We start from the raw sequence: 15,068 nt of genomic DNA, 5'->3' as shown, positions 1-15,068 counted from the left end.
GTCGCTGAGGAATACAGAAATGGGGCAATTTTTCGCTTACGTGGCGGTTATCACCGTAAAGGAGAATAACTATGTCGCATAACGCAACTCCAAACACCTCTCGCGTGGAATTACGTAAAACCCTTACGTTAGTTCCGGTTGTTATGATGGGCCTTGCCTATATGCAGCCAATGACGCTGTTCGATACATTCGGTATCGTATCAGGCCTCACAGACGGTCATGTGCCGACGGCTTACGCCTTCGCGCTGATTGCGATCCTCTTTACCGCGCTGAGCTACGGTAAACTGGTCCGTCGCTATCCGTCTGCCGGTTCCGCCTACACCTACGCCCAGAAATCCATCAGCCCGACCGTTGGCTTTATGGTGGGCTGGTCTTCGCTGCTCGACTATCTGTTCGCGCCGATGATCAACATTCTGCTGGCTAAAATTTATTTTGAAGCACTTGTGCCGTCGATCCCTTCGTGGATGTTCGTCGTGGCGCTGGTGGCCTTTATGACGGCGTTCAACCTGCGCAGCATCAAGTCCGTTGCGAACTTTAACTCCGTTATTGTTGTGCTTCAGGTCATCCTGATTGCCGTGATTCTGGGCATGGTTATCTTTGGTGTCTTCCACGGTGAAGGCGCAGGTACCCTGGCGAGCAGCAAGCCGTTCTGGTCTGGTGATGCGCATGTGATCCCGATGATTACCGGCGCAACCATTCTGTGCTTCTCCTTTACCGGTTTTGACGGTATCAGCAACCTGTCTGAAGAGACCAAGGACGCAGAGCGTGTTATCCCGCGTGCTATCTTCCTGACGGCGCTGATTGGTGGTCTGATCTTTATCTTTGCGACCTACTTCCTGCAGCTGTACTTCCCGGATATCTCTCGCTTTAAGGATCCGGATGCCTCTCAGCCAGAAATTATGCTCTACGTGGCGGGTAAAGCGTTCCAGGTTGGCGCGTTGATCTTCTCCACCATCACGGTACTGGCATCCGGCATGGCCGCGCACGCAGGCGTTGCACGTCTGATGTACGTAATGGGTCGTGACGGCGTATTCCCGAAAAGCTTCTTCGGCTACGTTCACCCAACCTGGCGTACGCCGGCGATGAACATCATCCTGGTCGGCGCTATTGCTCTGCTGGCGATTAACTTTGACCTGGTGATGGCAACTGCGCTGATTAACTTCGGTGCGCTGGTGGCGTTCACCTTTGTTAACCTGTCGGTTATTTCTCAGTTCTGGATCCGTGAAAAGCGTAATAAAACGCTGAAAGACCACTTCCAGTATCTGTTCCTGCCGATGTGTGGTGCGCTGACCGTGGGTGCGCTGTGGGTTAACCTGGAAGAGAGCTCCATGGTGCTTGGCCTGATTTGGGCGGGTATCGGCCTGGTTTACCTGGCGTGCGTCACGAAGAGCTTCCGTAACCCGGTTCCTCAGTACGAAGACGTTGCGTAAGAGCTAAGTAAAAAAAACCGGAGACCATCGCCTCCGGTTTTTTTTCGCCCAAAATCTGTCAGACGATTTCCTGCGCATACTGATACAGCGCTTTTAACAGCGCCTGCTTTTCAGCATTTCCTTCATACTGGCTATACAGCATCTCCAGCTCCTGCGCGTAGCTCTGCAGAAACTCCGGTGTAAACACATGACGACGATGCTGAAGCCAGCGCGCCTGTTCTGTTTCATCCAGCGTGCCCGGATAATTGCGCGCGCGGTAATTAAACATCAGTTTTTCGATACGTGCGTCCGCGAAGGTAATATCCAGCGCGGGTAAGTTACGCGGTTCGGTTTGCAGAACAATATTCATTGCCGCACGGTCTGCGTCGCTGAAAAAGCCGTTGTACAATTGTGCATCGACGTTGTCTGACGGAACAAAGGGTTCGGCTTCGGCAAAGATCGCCACCGCTTTCTCACGTACCTGCGGGTTTTCACGCAGCACCTTGAGGTTATCCAGGCAACGCTGACGGTTAATCCCCAGCCTGTCGGCATCCTCCGCGCGCAGAGTATTGGCCTGGGCCAGGACCGGACATTTATTGATATGGACCAGTTTGACCGGCACCGCGGGCAGATCGCCGAGTTCATCTTTTGGGGTATAGAGCCGTTCGCGCAGCGTATCGCTGTCGAGATCGAGCAGCGGTGTAATATCACCGGCTAAATCCACCATAATCACGGCATTACGGTTATCCGGATGCCAGGCCAGCGGAGCGACCCAACTGGTGTTGCCGCGCCAGGCGCCAAACATACCGGAGATATGTACCAGCGGTTTCATCTGCGGCACATCAATCAGCGTGGTGAGTTTCTGCTTGCTGCGGTGGCTCAGCAGATAGTCAAACAGCCGTGGCTGAGCAGTTTTCACCAGCTTTGCCATAGCAATGGTGGCGTAGACATCGGCCATCGCATCGTGGGCATTACTGTGCTCAATACCGTTCGCGCGCGTCAGGTGTTCCAGTCTGAAGCTCGGCAGCCCTTCATCATTCTCAGGCCAGTTGATGCCTTCCGGGCGCAGTGCATAGCAGGCACGCATAATGTCGAGCAAATCCCAGCGCGAGTTGCGGTTCTGCCAGCTCCAGGCATAAGGATCGTAGAAGTTGCGGTAGAAGATATTGCGCGTCACTTCGTCATCGAAACGGATGTTGTTGTAACCGACCACGCAGGTATTCGGGACGGTGAAGAGGTCGTGAATGCGCCGGGCGAATGCGGCCTCGTTCACGCCTTTGTCCCGGGCTTCCTGTGGGGTGATCCCGGTGACCATTACCGCGCTGGGCTGGGGCAGGTAGTCATCGGCCGGCTTACAGTAAAAGACCTCAGGCTCGCCAATGATGTTGAATTCATCGTCGGTACGGATGGCCGCAAACTGTGCCGGTCTATCCAGCGCCGGGTGGGTGCCAAAGGTTTCGTAGTCGTGGAACAAAAATGTAGGGCGCGCGGCTGAATCAGACACCAGTAATACCATCCTGTTAAAAAATGACGTCTCTATGGTAAACGATCGTGAAGGTCAGTCCGAATAAAAAGCGCCATCACCGTGCAAATTTGCGAGGCCGCTTCAGCGTAAAATCTGCTTTCTGTCACATTTTTTTGCAATTAAGCCAGGTAACGACAACAGAACTCCCGTAAAAAGGTCATCGATTTTTAATGACCTGAGGATATACCGTTGAAACGCCGTCTGTTTATTGCTGTTTCTTTACTCGCTTCGAGTGTCTCTTCTGCCTTCGCGGCCGATCCGCTGGATTTTTCGCCGCAGCCTCCGGCCATTCAGGCGGGCTCCTGGGTGCTAATGGATTACACGACTGGTCAGATCTTAACGGCGGGCAACGAACATCAACAACGTAATCCGGCGAGCCTGACCAAGCTGATGACGGGCTACGTTGTCGATCGGGCCATCGACAGCCACCGCATTACCCCGGATGACATCGTTACCGTTGGCCGCGACGCGTGGGCAAAAGGAAACCCGGTGTTTGAAGGATCGTCGCTGATGTTCCTGAAAGAGGGCGATCGCGTCTCGGTGCGCGACCTGAGCCGTGGTCTGATTGTGGATTCCGGTAACGACGCCTGCGTGGCGCTGGCGGATCACGTAGCGGGTGGTCAGCCGCAGTTTGTGAAGATGATGAACGACTATGTACAAAAGCTGAACCTGCGCGATACCCACTTTGAAACCGTCCACGGTCTGGACGCGCCGGGCCAACACAGCTCTGCCTATGACCTGGCCGTGCTCTCCCGGGCTATCATTCACGGCGAGCCAGAGTTCTACCACATGTACAGCGAAAAGAGCCTTACCTGGAACGGGATCACCCAGCAAAACCGTAACGGCCTGCTGTGGGATAAAACCATGAACGTTGATGGCCTGAAAACAGGGCACACGTCGGGAGCGGGCTTTAACCTGATTGCGTCAGCGGTTGACGGTCAGCGTCGTTTAATCGCTGTGGTGATGGGCGCTGACAGCCCGAAAGGGCGTGAGGAACAGGCCCGGAAGCTGCTGCACTGGGGGCAGCAGAACTTTGATACGGTGCAGATCCTGCATAACGGCAAAAAAGTGGGAACAGAGCGTATCTGGTACGGCGATAAAGAGCAGGTGGAACTGGGCACCGACCAGGATTTCTGGCTGGCCTTGCCTAAAACAGAAGTTCCTAACATCAAAGCCAAGTACGTGCTGGATAAAAAAGAGCTGGAAGCGCCGATTGCGGCTCATCAGCGGGTAGGGGAGATCCAGCTTTACGACCGTGACAAAGTCGTGGCGCACTGGCCTCTGGTGACGCTCGAAGCGGTGAATAAAGGCGGCCTCTTCTCCCGTCTGAGCGATTATCTGCATCACACGCTGTAACGGCCTGCGTTAAAGCACATGAGCAGACTGGCGCGGTTGCGAGTCTGCTCACATAATAAACACTCCTCGTTTGCTGAACAGTTAAAACCTGCTTTATAGTGTATAAATATACAGTAATAAAAGGAGGCAGCATGGACTACAGCATCAAGCAGCAACAGAAACGTAAAATCGCCGGCTTTCATCTGGTCGGGCCGTGGGACAAAACGGTTAAACAGGGCTTCGAACAGTTAGTCATGTGGGTGGATGGACTTCACATTCAGCCGCTGGAGTGGGTTGCGGTTTACTACGATAATCCGGACGAGGTCCCGGCAGAAAAATTGCGCTGTGACACGGCCGTAACGGTCCCGGACGATTTTGTCATTCCTGAAAACAGCGAAGGCGTCATGATGACGGAAATCGCCGCTGGAGAGTATGCGGTGGCGACGGCGCGCGTTGAAAACCATGACTTCGCGACCCCATGGAACCAGTTCTTTAATTCCCTCTTGCAGGATAACAGCTACCAGATGGCCCCTAAACCCTGCTTCGAGCGCTACCTTAATGATGGTAACGCGGACGGTTACTGGGACATCGAAATGTATATTGGTGTAGAGCACAAAGCCGGTTAAGCCTGGTTATTACAGGGTTTTTCAGCTGGGTGTGATCCGCCCGGCTGAAAACACAGTACAATTGTGATTTGCCGTGTAGCTGGAGAGCGGGTGTGCGTCCCGACAAATCATTAACCCCTTTTGAAATTCGTCTGTACAAACACTACCGCGTGGTACATGGGTGCCGTATCGCGCTGGCCTTTGTGTTGACGTTTGTGCTGGTTCGTTTGCTGGATGTTCCTGAGGGAACATGGCCGCTTATCACGCTGGTGGTCGTGATGGGGCCTATTTCGTTCTGGGGGAACGTTGTTCCACGCGCCTTCGAGCGCATTGGCGGTACCGTTTTAGGCTCTGCCCTGGGGCTTATCGCGCTGAAGCTTGAGCTTATCTCGTTTCCGGTTATGTTGGTCTGGTGCGGTGCCGCGATGTTCCTTTGCGGTTGGCTGGCATTAGGCAAAAGGCCCTATCAGGCGCTGCTGATTGGTATCACGCTGTCGGTGGTGGTCGGTGCCCCGGCAGGGGATATGACGACCGCCCTGTGGCGAAGCGGGGACGTGATCCTCGGCTCATTGCTGGCTATGCTTTTTACCGGCATCTGGCCACAGCGTGCTTTTCTGCACTGGCGTATTCAGATGGCTAACTATGTCACCGCGTTCAACCGCGTCTATCAGGCCGGATTTTCCCCTAACCTGGTTGAGCGCCCCCGGCTGGAAAAACACCTGCAAACGATCCTCAACGATGTGGTCAGGATGCGCGGGCTGATTACTCCGGCCAGCAAAGAAACCCATATCCAGAAATCCATTTTTGAAGCCATTCAGACGGTTAGCCGCAATCTGGTATGCATGCTTGAGCTGCAAATCAACGCGCACTGGGCTTCTCGTCCCAGCCACCTTTTAATGCTCAACGCCCATACCTTAAAAGAGACGCAGCAGATGACGCAGCAAACGCTGCTCACCATCGCCCACGCGCTTTATGAAGGTAACCCGCAGCCCATCCTGGCGAACAGTGAACGTCTGAATGAGATCGTTGCGGAGCTGAAGCAGTTAATGAATGAGCGTCAGAGCGATAACGTCGCGGAAACGCCTATTCATGGTTATGTCTGGCTGAGCATGGAGCTGGCGCGGCAGCTGGAGCTACTGTCGCATCTCATTTGCCGGGCGCTGCGCAAATAAAGAGCAGCTATCTCCATATGTGACGCCTGCTGCTTCGATTCAGCATCAATTGGGGTTATGATAGCTTTAAACGATATACTCATTGTCATTCGCAGCCGCTGTCAGTAAGGTTATTGTTACAACGGTTGCTTTAACGAATCCGAATCTCACATTATCAGGGGTGTAAAAATGGAAACTACCAAGCCTTCGTTCCAGGATGTTCTGGAATTCGTCCGCCTGTTCCGCCGCAAAAACAAACTGCAGCGTGAAATCCAGGACGTTGAGAAGAAGATCCGTGACAACCAGAAACGTGTCCTGCTGCTCGATAACCTGAGCGACTACATCAAGCCAGGCATGAGCGTTGAGGCTATTCAGGGCATCATCGCCAGCATGAAGAGCGACTACGAAGACCGCGTTGATGACTACATCATCAAAAACGCTGAGCTGTCTAAAGAACGCCGTGATATCTCCAAGAAACTGAAAGTAATGGGCGAAATCAAAAACGGTGAAGCCAAAAGCGAGTAATCGCCGTTGAATACAAAAAAGGCTCTCTGGTGACAGAGAGCCTTTTTTATTACGCAGTACGCGGCTGTAGCTGATAAATCCAGGCGTTGATCTGTTTTCCATCCGGCGTGGTCACATTGACCTCAACCCGATCGTAGCCGTCTTCAAATTCGTCCAGCATTGGCCAGTGTGCACTCAGGCTATCAGAAATAAACAGAAAGCCCTCCACGCGTGGGCCGTCCGGGTGCAGCACTATCCCCGGAAAATCTGCCGCCGCGCCCCAGCCACGTTCGTAAAACGTCCCGGTGACAAAACCGGCCTGCCATTCGCCACCGATGTTTTCAAGAATATGTGCATTCGCGTGACCCGGGCGTAGCGTGCCGTAGACAAACAGAGCGTTCATTTTCCCTCACCAGCAAAGCAAAAAGCCTGCTATAAAAGCAGGCTTTTTAAATTTGGCTCCTCTGACTGGACTCGAACCAGTGACATACGGATTAACAGTCCGCCGTTCTACCGACTGAACTACAGAGGAATCGTTGTGGAGGCATATCTTAGCGGCGAAAAAAGTTTTGTCAAACCTGATCTTAGCGATTAGCAATCGATTGATGATTCTGTCGACAGTTTGTTGTAAATCCACACATCTTTTTATGGAAAATACTTTGCAGGTTTAGCATTTCTCCCCCATCATTTGAAATGGAGTTTCAACTTTCTCGTTAAGGTCCATTTTGAACGTCACTGCCCCCCTACGCCAGGCGATTATGCGCACGCCATGGTATGCAAAGCGTAAAAGCTATCGTGTTCTGTTCTGGCGTGAAATCACCCCCCTTGCCGTGCCTATTTTCCTGGAAAACACCTGCGTTCTGTTGATGGGGGTGCTGAGTACCTTCCTGGTCAGCTGGCTGGGTAAAGAGGCGATGGCCGGTGTCGGGCTGGCGGACAGCTTTAACATGGTGGTTATTTCGTTCTTTGCTGCCATTGACCTCGGGACGACGGTTGTCGTCGCCTTTAGCCTCGGCAAGCTCGATCCTAAACGTGCGCGCGAGGCTGCCCGACAGTCGCTGATGATCATGACCATTTTCTCGATCGTGCTGGCGGCGGTGATCCACTATTTCGGCAGGGAAATTATCGATTTTGTCGCCGGTGAGGCCACAAATGAAGTTAAAGACCTGGCGCTGACCTACCTGGAAATGACGGTCCTGAGTTATCCGGCTGCAGCCATCGCGCTGATTGGCAGCGGCGCGCTGCGCGGCGCGGGCAACACCAAAATTCCGTTGCTGATAAACGGCGGGATGAACATCCTGAATATTATTATCAGCAGCGTGCTGATCTACGGCGTCTTCTCCTGGGACGGGCTCGGGTTCGTGGGTGCCGGGCTGGGGTTAACGATTTCACGTTATATCGGTGCGGCCGCCATTCTCGGGGTGCTGATGGCGGGGATCACGCCGTCACTGCGCCTTACGCTGAAGAGCTATTTCCGCCCCTTTAACTTCGCCATTATCTGGGAAGTGATGGGAATTGGTATTCCCGCCAGTATTGAATCCGTGTTGTTTAACGGGGGCAAGCTGCTGACGCAAATGTTTGTCGCCGGGATGGGGACTGACGTTATCGCCGGTAACTTTATCGCCTTCTCCATTGCCTCCCTGATAAACCTGCCGGGCAACGCCCTCGGTTCGGCGTCGACCATCATCACCGGTAAACGGCTGGGAAAAGGGCAGATAGGGCAGGCGGAACGGCAGTTGCGGCACGTCTTCTGGCTGTCAACCATTGGCCTGACGCTGATCGCCTGGGGAAGCGCCCCCTTTGCCGGGCTTATGGCCTCTTTTTATACCCACGAAGATGATGTCAAAGAGGTCGTTAAGATCCTGATCTGGCTGAATGCGGCCTTTATGCCCATCTGGGCGGCTTCATGGGTTCTGCCTGCCGGGCTGAAAGGGGCACGCGATGCACGCTTCGCGATGTGGGTGTCGATGCTCGGCATGTGGGGTTGCCGTGTGGTGGTGGGTTACACGCTCGGGGTCATGCTTGGCATGGGGGTAGTCGGCGTCTGGCTGGGGATGTTCCTTGACTGGGCGGTGCGTGGGGCGTTGTTCTACTGGCGTATGGTCAGTGGGCGCTGGCTCTGGAAATACCCGCGAATAAAACAGGAGCCAACGACCACAGAATCAACAGAATGCCTGACAAATGCGCGAAGTGGAGAATAATTCGGCAAACAGTCAGAAATATGCATTCTGCCTTTGACATCATCGGGGAGCATCGATAATATGCGCCCCGTTCACACGATTCCTCTGTAGTTCAGTCGGTAGAACGGCGGACTGTTAATCCGTATGTCACTGGTTCGAGTCCAGTCAGAGGAGCCAAATTTAAAAAGCCTGCTTTTATAGCAGGCTTTTTGCTTTTCTGCGTTCTGAAAAGGCCCGATGCGACGGGCTTACAGCCGGGTCAGGCGAAACCGCCGCCCGGCACCCACCTGATATTTCTAGTGGTTAACCCCAACCGGCATCGTCGCCTCAAGCAACCAGTGCCGCGCGTCGCTATCGACCAACGGTAACAGGGCCTCACGCACCTGCTGATGATAATCATCCAGCCACTGTTTTTCCTGTTCGTTCAACAGCTGTAACTCGACCTGGCTCAGGTCGATCGGGATCAGCGTCAGTGAGGAAAACGTGCAGAATCCCGGACGGCTTTCGACAATCTCCACCTGGTTTTCAATGCGGATCCCATGGCTGTCCGCCAGATAATATCCAGGCTCGATAGTCATGATGGTGCCGGCCACCAGGGGCCACGGATTAACCTTTTTGGCGAGACGATGCGGGTTCTCATGGATAAGCAACTGATGTCCTACCCCATGCCCTGTCCCGTGATCGTAATCCAGCCCCATTTCCCACAGCGGGCGACGCGCGAAGGCATCAAGCTGATGGCCCTGGCTGCCGGAGGGAAACTGTAAGGTTATCAACGACAGGAACCCTCTCAGTACTGCGGTGTAGTGCAACTTCTGCTGTGGCGGCACGCTACCCCATGCCAGCGTACGCGTGGCGTCAGTGGTGCCGTTATGGTACTGACCGCCGGAATCATTAAGGTAAAAATGATGATGACCGATGGGCTTATTGCTGGCTTCGCTTGAGTGATAGTGGCACATCGCCGCATTACTGGAGGAGGCGGAGATGGTGGCAAAACTTTGCTCAATAAATCCAGGCTGCTGTTTACGGAACGCAAGCTGCTGCGCCTGCGCTTCCAGCTCCGTCAGCGGTTTTCCCGCCGCCTCACGCAGGGGGACTTCACGGCTTAGCCAGGCCAGGAAATTCACCCAGGCAGCACCGTCGTGGTGATGACACTCGCGGTACCCGGCAAGTTCGACCGGGTTTTTAGTGGCTTTCATCAGAGTGATGGGATCGGTTCGCCAGACTATTTCGCCCTCGGGCTCAATGGCAAAGCGCAGGGCGACCGGCGCGGAATCGGCATCAACCATCACCCGCTTACCTTGTGACAGTCGCTGGCAGCGTTCGATAAAGGCATCCTGTGGCGCAATCCTGAACGCGTTTCTCACGCTCTCGGGTAGCTCGCTGAGCTTATTGTCGTTAACAAACCACTCCACGCTACCGTCACGGTCAAGAAGGGCAAAGGAGAGGGGAACAGGACTGGATGGGATGTCGGCGCCACGCACGTTCAACAGCCAGGCGATGTTATCCGGCAGAGTCACGGCCAGATAATCGGCATCGTGTGCGGCCAGCACGGCGGCAACGCGCTGGCGTTTGGCGAGGCTGCTTTCGCCACTGACCTCCACCGGCATTTCTCGAATACGTCCCGCCGGCGCGGCAGGGCGATCGTGCCATAAGGTATCAAACGGCGACTGACTGAGCGGAACCAGTTCACAGGGTGTTGCAGACAGTTGCCCGAACTCCGTATTGGTCATCAGCAGTGCTTCAAACCCAATACGCATGCCGGCCCCGGCGTTGGCTGTGAGCCATTCGGCCAGCGGTTCATTGTGCAGATGGTGGATTTCAATTTCATCCATATTGACCTGAAGGCGAGCCTGAACCTGATAGCGGCCATCGACAAACAGCAGCGCTGTGTTTTTCAGTATCAGTGCCAGACCTGCGGAGCCATCAAAGCCCGTCAGCCAGGCCAGCTTTTCATCGTACGGCGCGCAATACTCACTCTGCCAGGCATCCGCGCGCGGCACGATCATGCCATCAAGATTGTTTTCCTGTAGCCACCGGCGCAGGGCCGATAAGCGTGATGGGGTGTGCATGGTGATTCCTTGTTCTGGTTAGCGGAATGGCGGCTCGTTGAAGGTACGTAATTTACGGGAATGCAGCCTGTCACCTTCCGCACGCAGCAAATCAATGGCGCGAATGCCGATTTGCAGATGTTCGGAGATTGCCCCTTCATAGAAACGGTTGGCCTGACCCGGAAGCTTAATTTCGCCGTGCAGCGGTTTGTCGGAGACGCACAGCAGCGTGCCGTAAGGGACGCGGAAGCGATATCCCTGTGCGGCGATGGTGGCGCTTTCCATATCAATCGCGACGGCACGGCTGAGGTTGAAACGCAGCGCGGAGGCGGAGTAACGCAGTTCCCAGTTGCGGTCATCCGTCGTCACTACCGTACCGGTACGCAGACGCTGTTTAACCTCTTCACCCGGCATACCGCTCACCTCTTTGGTGGCGTCATACAGCGCACGCTGCACTTCGGCGATGCTCGGGATAGGAATATCCGGTGGAAGCACAGCGTCAAGCACATGGTCATCACGCAGATAGGCGTGGGCCAGCACGTAGTCGCCAATCAGCTGGCTTTCACGCAGGCCGCCGCAGTGTCCAATCATCAGCCACACGTCCGGGCGCAATACCGCCAGATGGTCGCAGATGGTTTTGGCATTTGACGGACCAACCCCGATGTTAATCAAGGTGATCCCCTGGCCGTCAGCGGTGATCAGGTGCCAGGCAGGCATCTGGTGCTTTTTCCACGCCAGGTCGGAGATGGCCTGCTCGGGTGCCTCGGTTTCCGCGGTGATCCAGATCCCGCCGGCGCAGGACAGCGCGATGTAAGGGCTATCCGGGTCGAGGATCTGGCTACAGCCCCAACGGACAAACTCGTCGACATAGCGGGTGTAGTTGGTAAACAGTACAAAGGGCTGGAAATGGTCGACGGGCGTCCCGGTGTAGTGACGCAGGCGCGCCAGAGAGAAATCCACGCGGCGGGCATCAAAGTGCGACAGCGGTGAAAATTCTGCCGGGTGGTAGATACCATCCGCCGTCTCATCGCCAATCTGCGACAGCTCGGTGGTCGGGAAATGGCGCGTCAGTCCCGCGCTCATGGAGCGGTCAAGGGTTAATGCCGAACCGTCAATCACATACGGATACGGGATCTCATGCTGTGAAGGTTCAACGGCAATGTGCGCACCGTAATCCTGATACAACAGCGTGAGTTGCTCTTCAAGATAAGGACGGAACAGTGCAGGGCGGGTGACGGTGGTGCTGTAGCAGCCGGAGTGGGTAAAGCGTGCGTAGGCGCGCGTTTTCGGCGTGTTAGTCGCGCTGCCGTCCCAGGTGACGGAAAGCGATGGATAAACAAAAAGGCCCTTACTTCTGGCCTTTTCGTCGGGGAGTTTCCCTGTTTCGATATACTCACTGATGGCGCTGCGCAGCGCGTTGACGGACTGTTCATACAGTGCATCGAGTTTTTCCAGTGCCTGAGCCGGGGTCAGGCTGGAGCCCTTATTATTCATCTCTGTCTCCTTGTTCCACAGGTGTGCGACTCTACCCGATAGTATGTCACACGCCTGTGAAACAAAAGTGAGATCAGGTGTGGCTCGTCTCTTTCATCAAGAGCGCCGTCGCCGCTGACAGCAGGCAACCGGCCAGCAGATAAAGTGCCACACTATGCCAGTTGCCGCCGGAGAAGGTCACCAGCGCGGCGGCAATAAATGGCGTAAACCCGCCGCCGACCACGCTTGCCACCTGATAGCCTACGCCCGCGCCGCTGTAGCGATAGCTCGCCCCGAACAGTTCGGTAAACATGGGCTGCTGCACGCAGACCACCATATCGTGGGCGATGTTAGCGAGCATGATGGCAAAGAAGACAATCCAGAAGATCGACTGTGCCTCCAGCGCCATGAAGAACGGCCAGGCGCTGAGGGTGCCAATCAGCGCCCCGGTGATATAGACGCGACGGCGACCAAACCTGTCCGCCAGCCAGGCGAAGCTGGGGATAGTCAGGCAGCTGATCCCGCCGACCAGCAGGCCAATGTTCAGGAACAGCTCGCGGGGCAGACCGAGATTTTGCGTTGAATAATTGAGGGCAAATGCGGTCACGATATACATCGTCAGCAGTTCGCACAGGCGCAGGGCGATAATTTTCAGAAAAGCGCCAGGATGCCGGACAAGCGCTTCCATCACCGGCAGTCGTTTTCTGGCAACGGGCGGTTCTTGCCGCTGTTGTTCGAACTCAGCAGATTCCTCCATGCCGTTGCGGATCCACAGGGCAGCGACAACCAGCACGATGCTGAAGATAAACGGAATGCGCCAGCCCCAGCTCAGGAATTGTTCATCGGTGGTGAAGTGGCTCATCAGCGACACCAGCCCGGTGGAGAGCAGCAGACCTACGCCATAGCCCACCTGCACGCCGCTGCTGTAAAACGCTTTCTTATTCTTCGGGGCACTCTCAACGGATAACAGCGCCGCGCCACCCCATTCTCCGCCTACCGCGAAGCCCTGAATGGCGCGCAGCGTAACCAGCAGCACCGGCGCCCACCAGCCAATGGTGGAAAATGAAGGGAGAACGCCAATCAGCGCGGTGGCGATGCCCATCATCCAGACGGTGAGCATCAGCATGCGTTTGCGACCGAGACGGTCACCAAAGTGGCCGAAGATCACTCCGCCCAGTGGACGAAACAGGAAGCCGACGCCAAAGGTAGCAAACGCGGCGAGCGTACCCATTGCCGGGCTAATCTGGGGGAAGAATTCGCGGTTAAACACCAGCGCGGCAGTAATGCCGTAAAGCAGAAAATCATACCAGTCGACGACGGCACCCGCGAAGCTGCCGAGGGCTGCGCGGCGGGCACGATTGAGCGAAGGTGTCTCCTCGTTGGGATGTGTGGAGGTGAGAGTGGAGTCCATAGTTGTCCTGTCTGCACGTATTTCTAATTATTGGTATAAGAAAAGGTCACTCACATAGCCACCGTCATATAAACGGAACGTATGAGACTACCGCGCCAGGGCGCGTGTGCAAACTGATTTTATTTCCTGATGGGTAATGCAAAGCGGCTACGCTATGCTTAGCAAATCAAGGTGCGACTGAGGAAGGGAATATGTGTCGTATAAATGTGTTGAGTTGTCTTGCTGCATTACTTATCAGCCAGAGCGTTCAGGCGGTAAGTTATCCTTTACCGCCGACAGGCAGTCGGCTGGTGGGCACTTCGCAAACCATTACCGTGCCGGATCACAATACGCTACCGCTCGAAGCGTTTGCCGCGCAATACGGGCAGGGTCTGAGCAATATGCTGGAAGCGAACCCGGGCGTGGATCCTTTTTTGCCTAAATCCGGTACGCAACTGGTGATACCCCAGCAGCTGATTTTGCCTGACACCGTCCGCGAGGGAATTATCGTTAATGCGGCAGAGATGCGCCTCTACTATTACCCACCGGGCAGCAATACCGTTGAAGTGTTACCCATCGGCATTGGTCAGGCCGGGCGCGAAACCCCGCGAAACTGGGTCACGGCGGTAGAACGTAAGCAGGAAGGCCCCACCTGGTCTCCTACGCCGAATACGCGCCGTGCCTATGCGGCAGAGGGGAAAACGCTGCCTGCATTCGTGCCCGCCGGGCCCGATAACCCAATGGGCCTGTATGCGATTTATATTGGCAGGCTGTATGCCATTCACGGGACAAACTCCAATTTTGGCATCGGACTGCGGGTGAGCCAGGGGTGTATTCGTCTGCGCAATAACGACATTAAATATCTTTTCGATAACGTCCCGGTAGGCACCCGTGTGCAGCTTATCGATCAGCCCGTTAAAGTGACGACAGAGCCGGACGGCAGCCGCTGGGTAGAGGTACATGAACCGTTATCACGGAACCGGGCGGAATTTGAATCGACCCGGAAAGTGCCTTTGCCGATATCTGCCTCGCTGCGAACCGAGCTTGTCAACGAGGGGGCGGGCGCGGAACTGGAACGTCGGTCAGGGATGCCGGTTAAGCTCGGCAACTGAGGGCAATTTTACCTGCCCCAGAAAAGCAAAAAGCCTGCTATAAAAGCAGGCTTTTCAAATTTGGCTCCTCTGACTGGACTCGAACCAGTGACATACGGATTAACAGTCCGCCGTTCTACCGACTGAACTACAGAGGAATCGTGTGAACGGGGCGCATATTATCGACGTCAGCCGGCCTTGTCAAAGGGTGGATCAACGCCTTTTGATCGTTTGCTGACAAAATCAGCAAAATGGCGTTTTTGACGCCGGAATGCACCGTAATGGTGCGCACATACCTCTAATGGGGCAGATCATAAACTGCTGTTTCAGTAATAAAACCGCTGCTTATGATTAGCT

Annotated in this window: 13 protein-coding genes and 3 tRNA genes; 9 read left to right on the top strand and 7 right to left on the bottom strand. The window is 55.0% G+C overall.

The window, feature by feature from the left end; all coding sequences use genetic code 11:
- Positions 1 to 19 precede the first annotated feature (19 nt).
- Complete coding sequence (gene yoeI / locus BH714_RS24065) at positions 20 to 82, top strand: membrane protein YoeI (protein ID WP_099458931.1); 63 nt, start codon at positions 20 to 22, stop codon at positions 80 to 82.
- Complete coding sequence (plaP, locus tag BH714_RS10770) at positions 72 to 1,430, top strand: putrescine/proton symporter PlaP (RefSeq protein ID WP_014170786.1); 1,359 nt, start codon at positions 72 to 74, stop codon at positions 1,428 to 1,430. Before yoeI ends, plaP begins: the two co-directional genes overlap by 11 nt.
- Positions 1,431 to 1,488: 58 nt before the next feature.
- Here the strand turns inward: plaP and sbcB are convergent, their stop codons facing one another.
- Positions 1,489 to 2,925, bottom strand: a complete 1,437-nt coding sequence (sbcB, locus tag BH714_RS10765; RefSeq protein ID WP_416436516.1) for an exodeoxyribonuclease I — start codon at positions 2,923 to 2,925, stop codon at positions 1,489 to 1,491.
- Between the two features lie 198 nt (positions 2,926 to 3,123).
- On the opposite strand from sbcB, the gene dacD reads away from it, so the two are divergent.
- The 4 genes from dacD (at position 3,124) to BH714_RS10745 (ending at position 6,550) form a co-directional block, all read left to right on the top strand.
- Positions 3,124 to 4,290, top strand: coding sequence for a serine-type D-Ala-D-Ala carboxypeptidase DacD (gene dacD, locus BH714_RS10760; protein ID WP_014170783.1), 1,167 nt, complete (start codon positions 3,124 to 3,126; stop codon positions 4,288 to 4,290).
- Positions 4,291 to 4,421: 131 nt separating this feature from the next.
- A complete protein-coding gene (gene sbmC / locus BH714_RS10755) occupies positions 4,422 to 4,895 on the top strand; it encodes a DNA gyrase inhibitor SbmC (RefSeq protein WP_040017929.1) in 474 nt (157 codons plus the stop codon).
- A 92-nt stretch (positions 4,896 to 4,987) separates the two neighbouring features.
- A complete protein-coding gene (locus BH714_RS10750; RefSeq protein WP_040017927.1) occupies positions 4,988 to 6,046 on the top strand; it encodes an FUSC family protein in 1,059 nt (352 codons plus the stop codon).
- 168 nt (positions 6,047 to 6,214) lie between these two features.
- Positions 6,215 to 6,550 (top strand): DUF496 family protein, encoded by a 336-nt coding sequence (locus tag BH714_RS10745; protein WP_008499467.1) that lies wholly within the window; start codon positions 6,215 to 6,217, stop codon positions 6,548 to 6,550.
- A gap of 49 nt (positions 6,551 to 6,599) precedes the next feature.
- On the opposite strand, the gene BH714_RS10740 is transcribed toward BH714_RS10745, so the two are convergent.
- Both BH714_RS10740 and BH714_RS10735 read right to left on the bottom strand, forming a co-directional pair.
- Positions 6,600 to 6,932, bottom strand: coding sequence for a gamma-glutamylcyclotransferase family protein (locus BH714_RS10740; RefSeq protein WP_014170780.1), 333 nt, complete (start codon positions 6,930 to 6,932; stop codon positions 6,600 to 6,602).
- A 53-nt stretch (positions 6,933 to 6,985) separates the two neighbouring features.
- Positions 6,986 to 7,061: transfer RNA gene (locus tag BH714_RS10735), tRNA-Asn, on the bottom strand.
- A 190-nt stretch (positions 7,062 to 7,251) separates the two neighbouring features.
- Between BH714_RS10735 and emmdR the strand changes: the two genes are divergently transcribed.
- Positions 7,252 to 8,730, top strand: a complete 1,479-nt coding sequence (emmdR, locus tag BH714_RS10730; protein ID WP_425462589.1) for a multidrug efflux MATE transporter EmmdR — start codon at positions 7,252 to 7,254, stop codon at positions 8,728 to 8,730.
- A gap of 80 nt (positions 8,731 to 8,810) precedes the next feature.
- Positions 8,811 to 8,886, top strand: a tRNA-Asn gene (locus tag BH714_RS10725).
- A 119-nt stretch (positions 8,887 to 9,005) separates the two neighbouring features.
- Here BH714_RS10725 and BH714_RS10720 read toward each other — a convergent pair.
- The 3 genes from BH714_RS10720 to shiA all read right to left on the bottom strand — a co-directional run bounded on the left by BH714_RS10720 (position 9,006) and on the right by shiA (position 13,641).
- Positions 9,006 to 10,778: an aminopeptidase P family protein gene (locus BH714_RS10720; RefSeq protein ID WP_040017926.1), complete on the bottom strand. Its 1,773-nt coding sequence runs from the start codon at positions 10,776 to 10,778 to the stop codon at positions 9,006 to 9,008.
- An 18-nt stretch (positions 10,779 to 10,796) separates the two neighbouring features.
- Complete coding sequence (locus BH714_RS10715; RefSeq protein ID WP_014170778.1) at positions 10,797 to 12,251, bottom strand: AMP nucleosidase; 1,455 nt, start codon at positions 12,249 to 12,251, stop codon at positions 10,797 to 10,799.
- Between the two features lie 73 nt (positions 12,252 to 12,324).
- Positions 12,325 to 13,641, bottom strand: a complete 1,317-nt coding sequence (gene shiA / locus BH714_RS10710) for a shikimate transporter (RefSeq protein WP_020883300.1) — start codon at positions 13,639 to 13,641, stop codon at positions 12,325 to 12,327.
- Between the two features lie 191 nt (positions 13,642 to 13,832).
- On the opposite strand from shiA, the gene ldtA reads away from it, so the two are divergent.
- Positions 13,833 to 14,732, top strand: coding sequence for a L,D-transpeptidase (gene ldtA / locus BH714_RS10705; protein ID WP_040017923.1), 900 nt, complete (start codon positions 13,833 to 13,835; stop codon positions 14,730 to 14,732).
- A 61-nt stretch (positions 14,733 to 14,793) separates the two neighbouring features.
- Here the strand turns inward: ldtA and BH714_RS10700 are convergent.
- Positions 14,794 to 14,869: transfer RNA gene (locus tag BH714_RS10700), tRNA-Asn, on the bottom strand.
- Positions 14,870 to 15,068: the final 199 nt, after the last annotated feature.

The organism is Enterobacter ludwigii (assembly GCF_001750725.1).
GTDB classification, from domain to species: domain Bacteria; phylum Pseudomonadota; class Gammaproteobacteria; order Enterobacterales; family Enterobacteriaceae; genus Enterobacter; species Enterobacter ludwigii.
Note: the sequence above shows the minus strand (reverse complement) of the source record. Positions and strands in the feature narration are given on the sequence as shown.

What these genes read in the sequence shown, in the direction of transcription:
- plaP (WP_014170786.1), top strand. Translation starts at nt 72, where the DNA reads ATGTCGCATAACGCAACTCCAAACACCTCTCGCGTGGAATTACGTAAA.
- sbcB (WP_416436516.1), bottom strand. Translation starts at nt 2,925, where the DNA reads ATGGTATTACTGGTGTCTGATTCAGCCGCGCGCCCTACATTTTTGTTC.
- sbmC (WP_040017929.1), top strand. Translation starts at nt 4,422, where the DNA reads ATGGACTACAGCATCAAGCAGCAACAGAAACGTAAAATCGCCGGCTTT.
- BH714_RS10745 (WP_008499467.1), top strand. Translation starts at nt 6,215, where the DNA reads ATGGAAACTACCAAGCCTTCGTTCCAGGATGTTCTGGAATTCGTCCGC.
- BH714_RS10740 (WP_014170780.1), bottom strand. Translation starts at nt 6,932, where the DNA reads ATGAACGCTCTGTTTGTCTACGGCACGCTACGCCCGGGTCACGCGAAT.
- BH714_RS10720 (WP_040017926.1), bottom strand. Translation starts at nt 10,778, where the DNA reads ATGCACACCCCATCACGCTTATCGGCCCTGCGCCGGTGGCTACAGGAA.
- BH714_RS10715 (WP_014170778.1), bottom strand. Translation starts at nt 12,251, where the DNA reads ATGAATAATAAGGGCTCCAGCCTGACCCCGGCTCAGGCACTGGAAAAA.
- shiA (WP_020883300.1), bottom strand. Translation starts at nt 13,641, where the DNA reads ATGGACTCCACTCTCACCTCCACACATCCCAACGAGGAGACACCTTCG.
- ldtA (WP_040017923.1), top strand. Translation starts at nt 13,833, where the DNA reads ATGTGTCGTATAAATGTGTTGAGTTGTCTTGCTGCATTACTTATCAGC.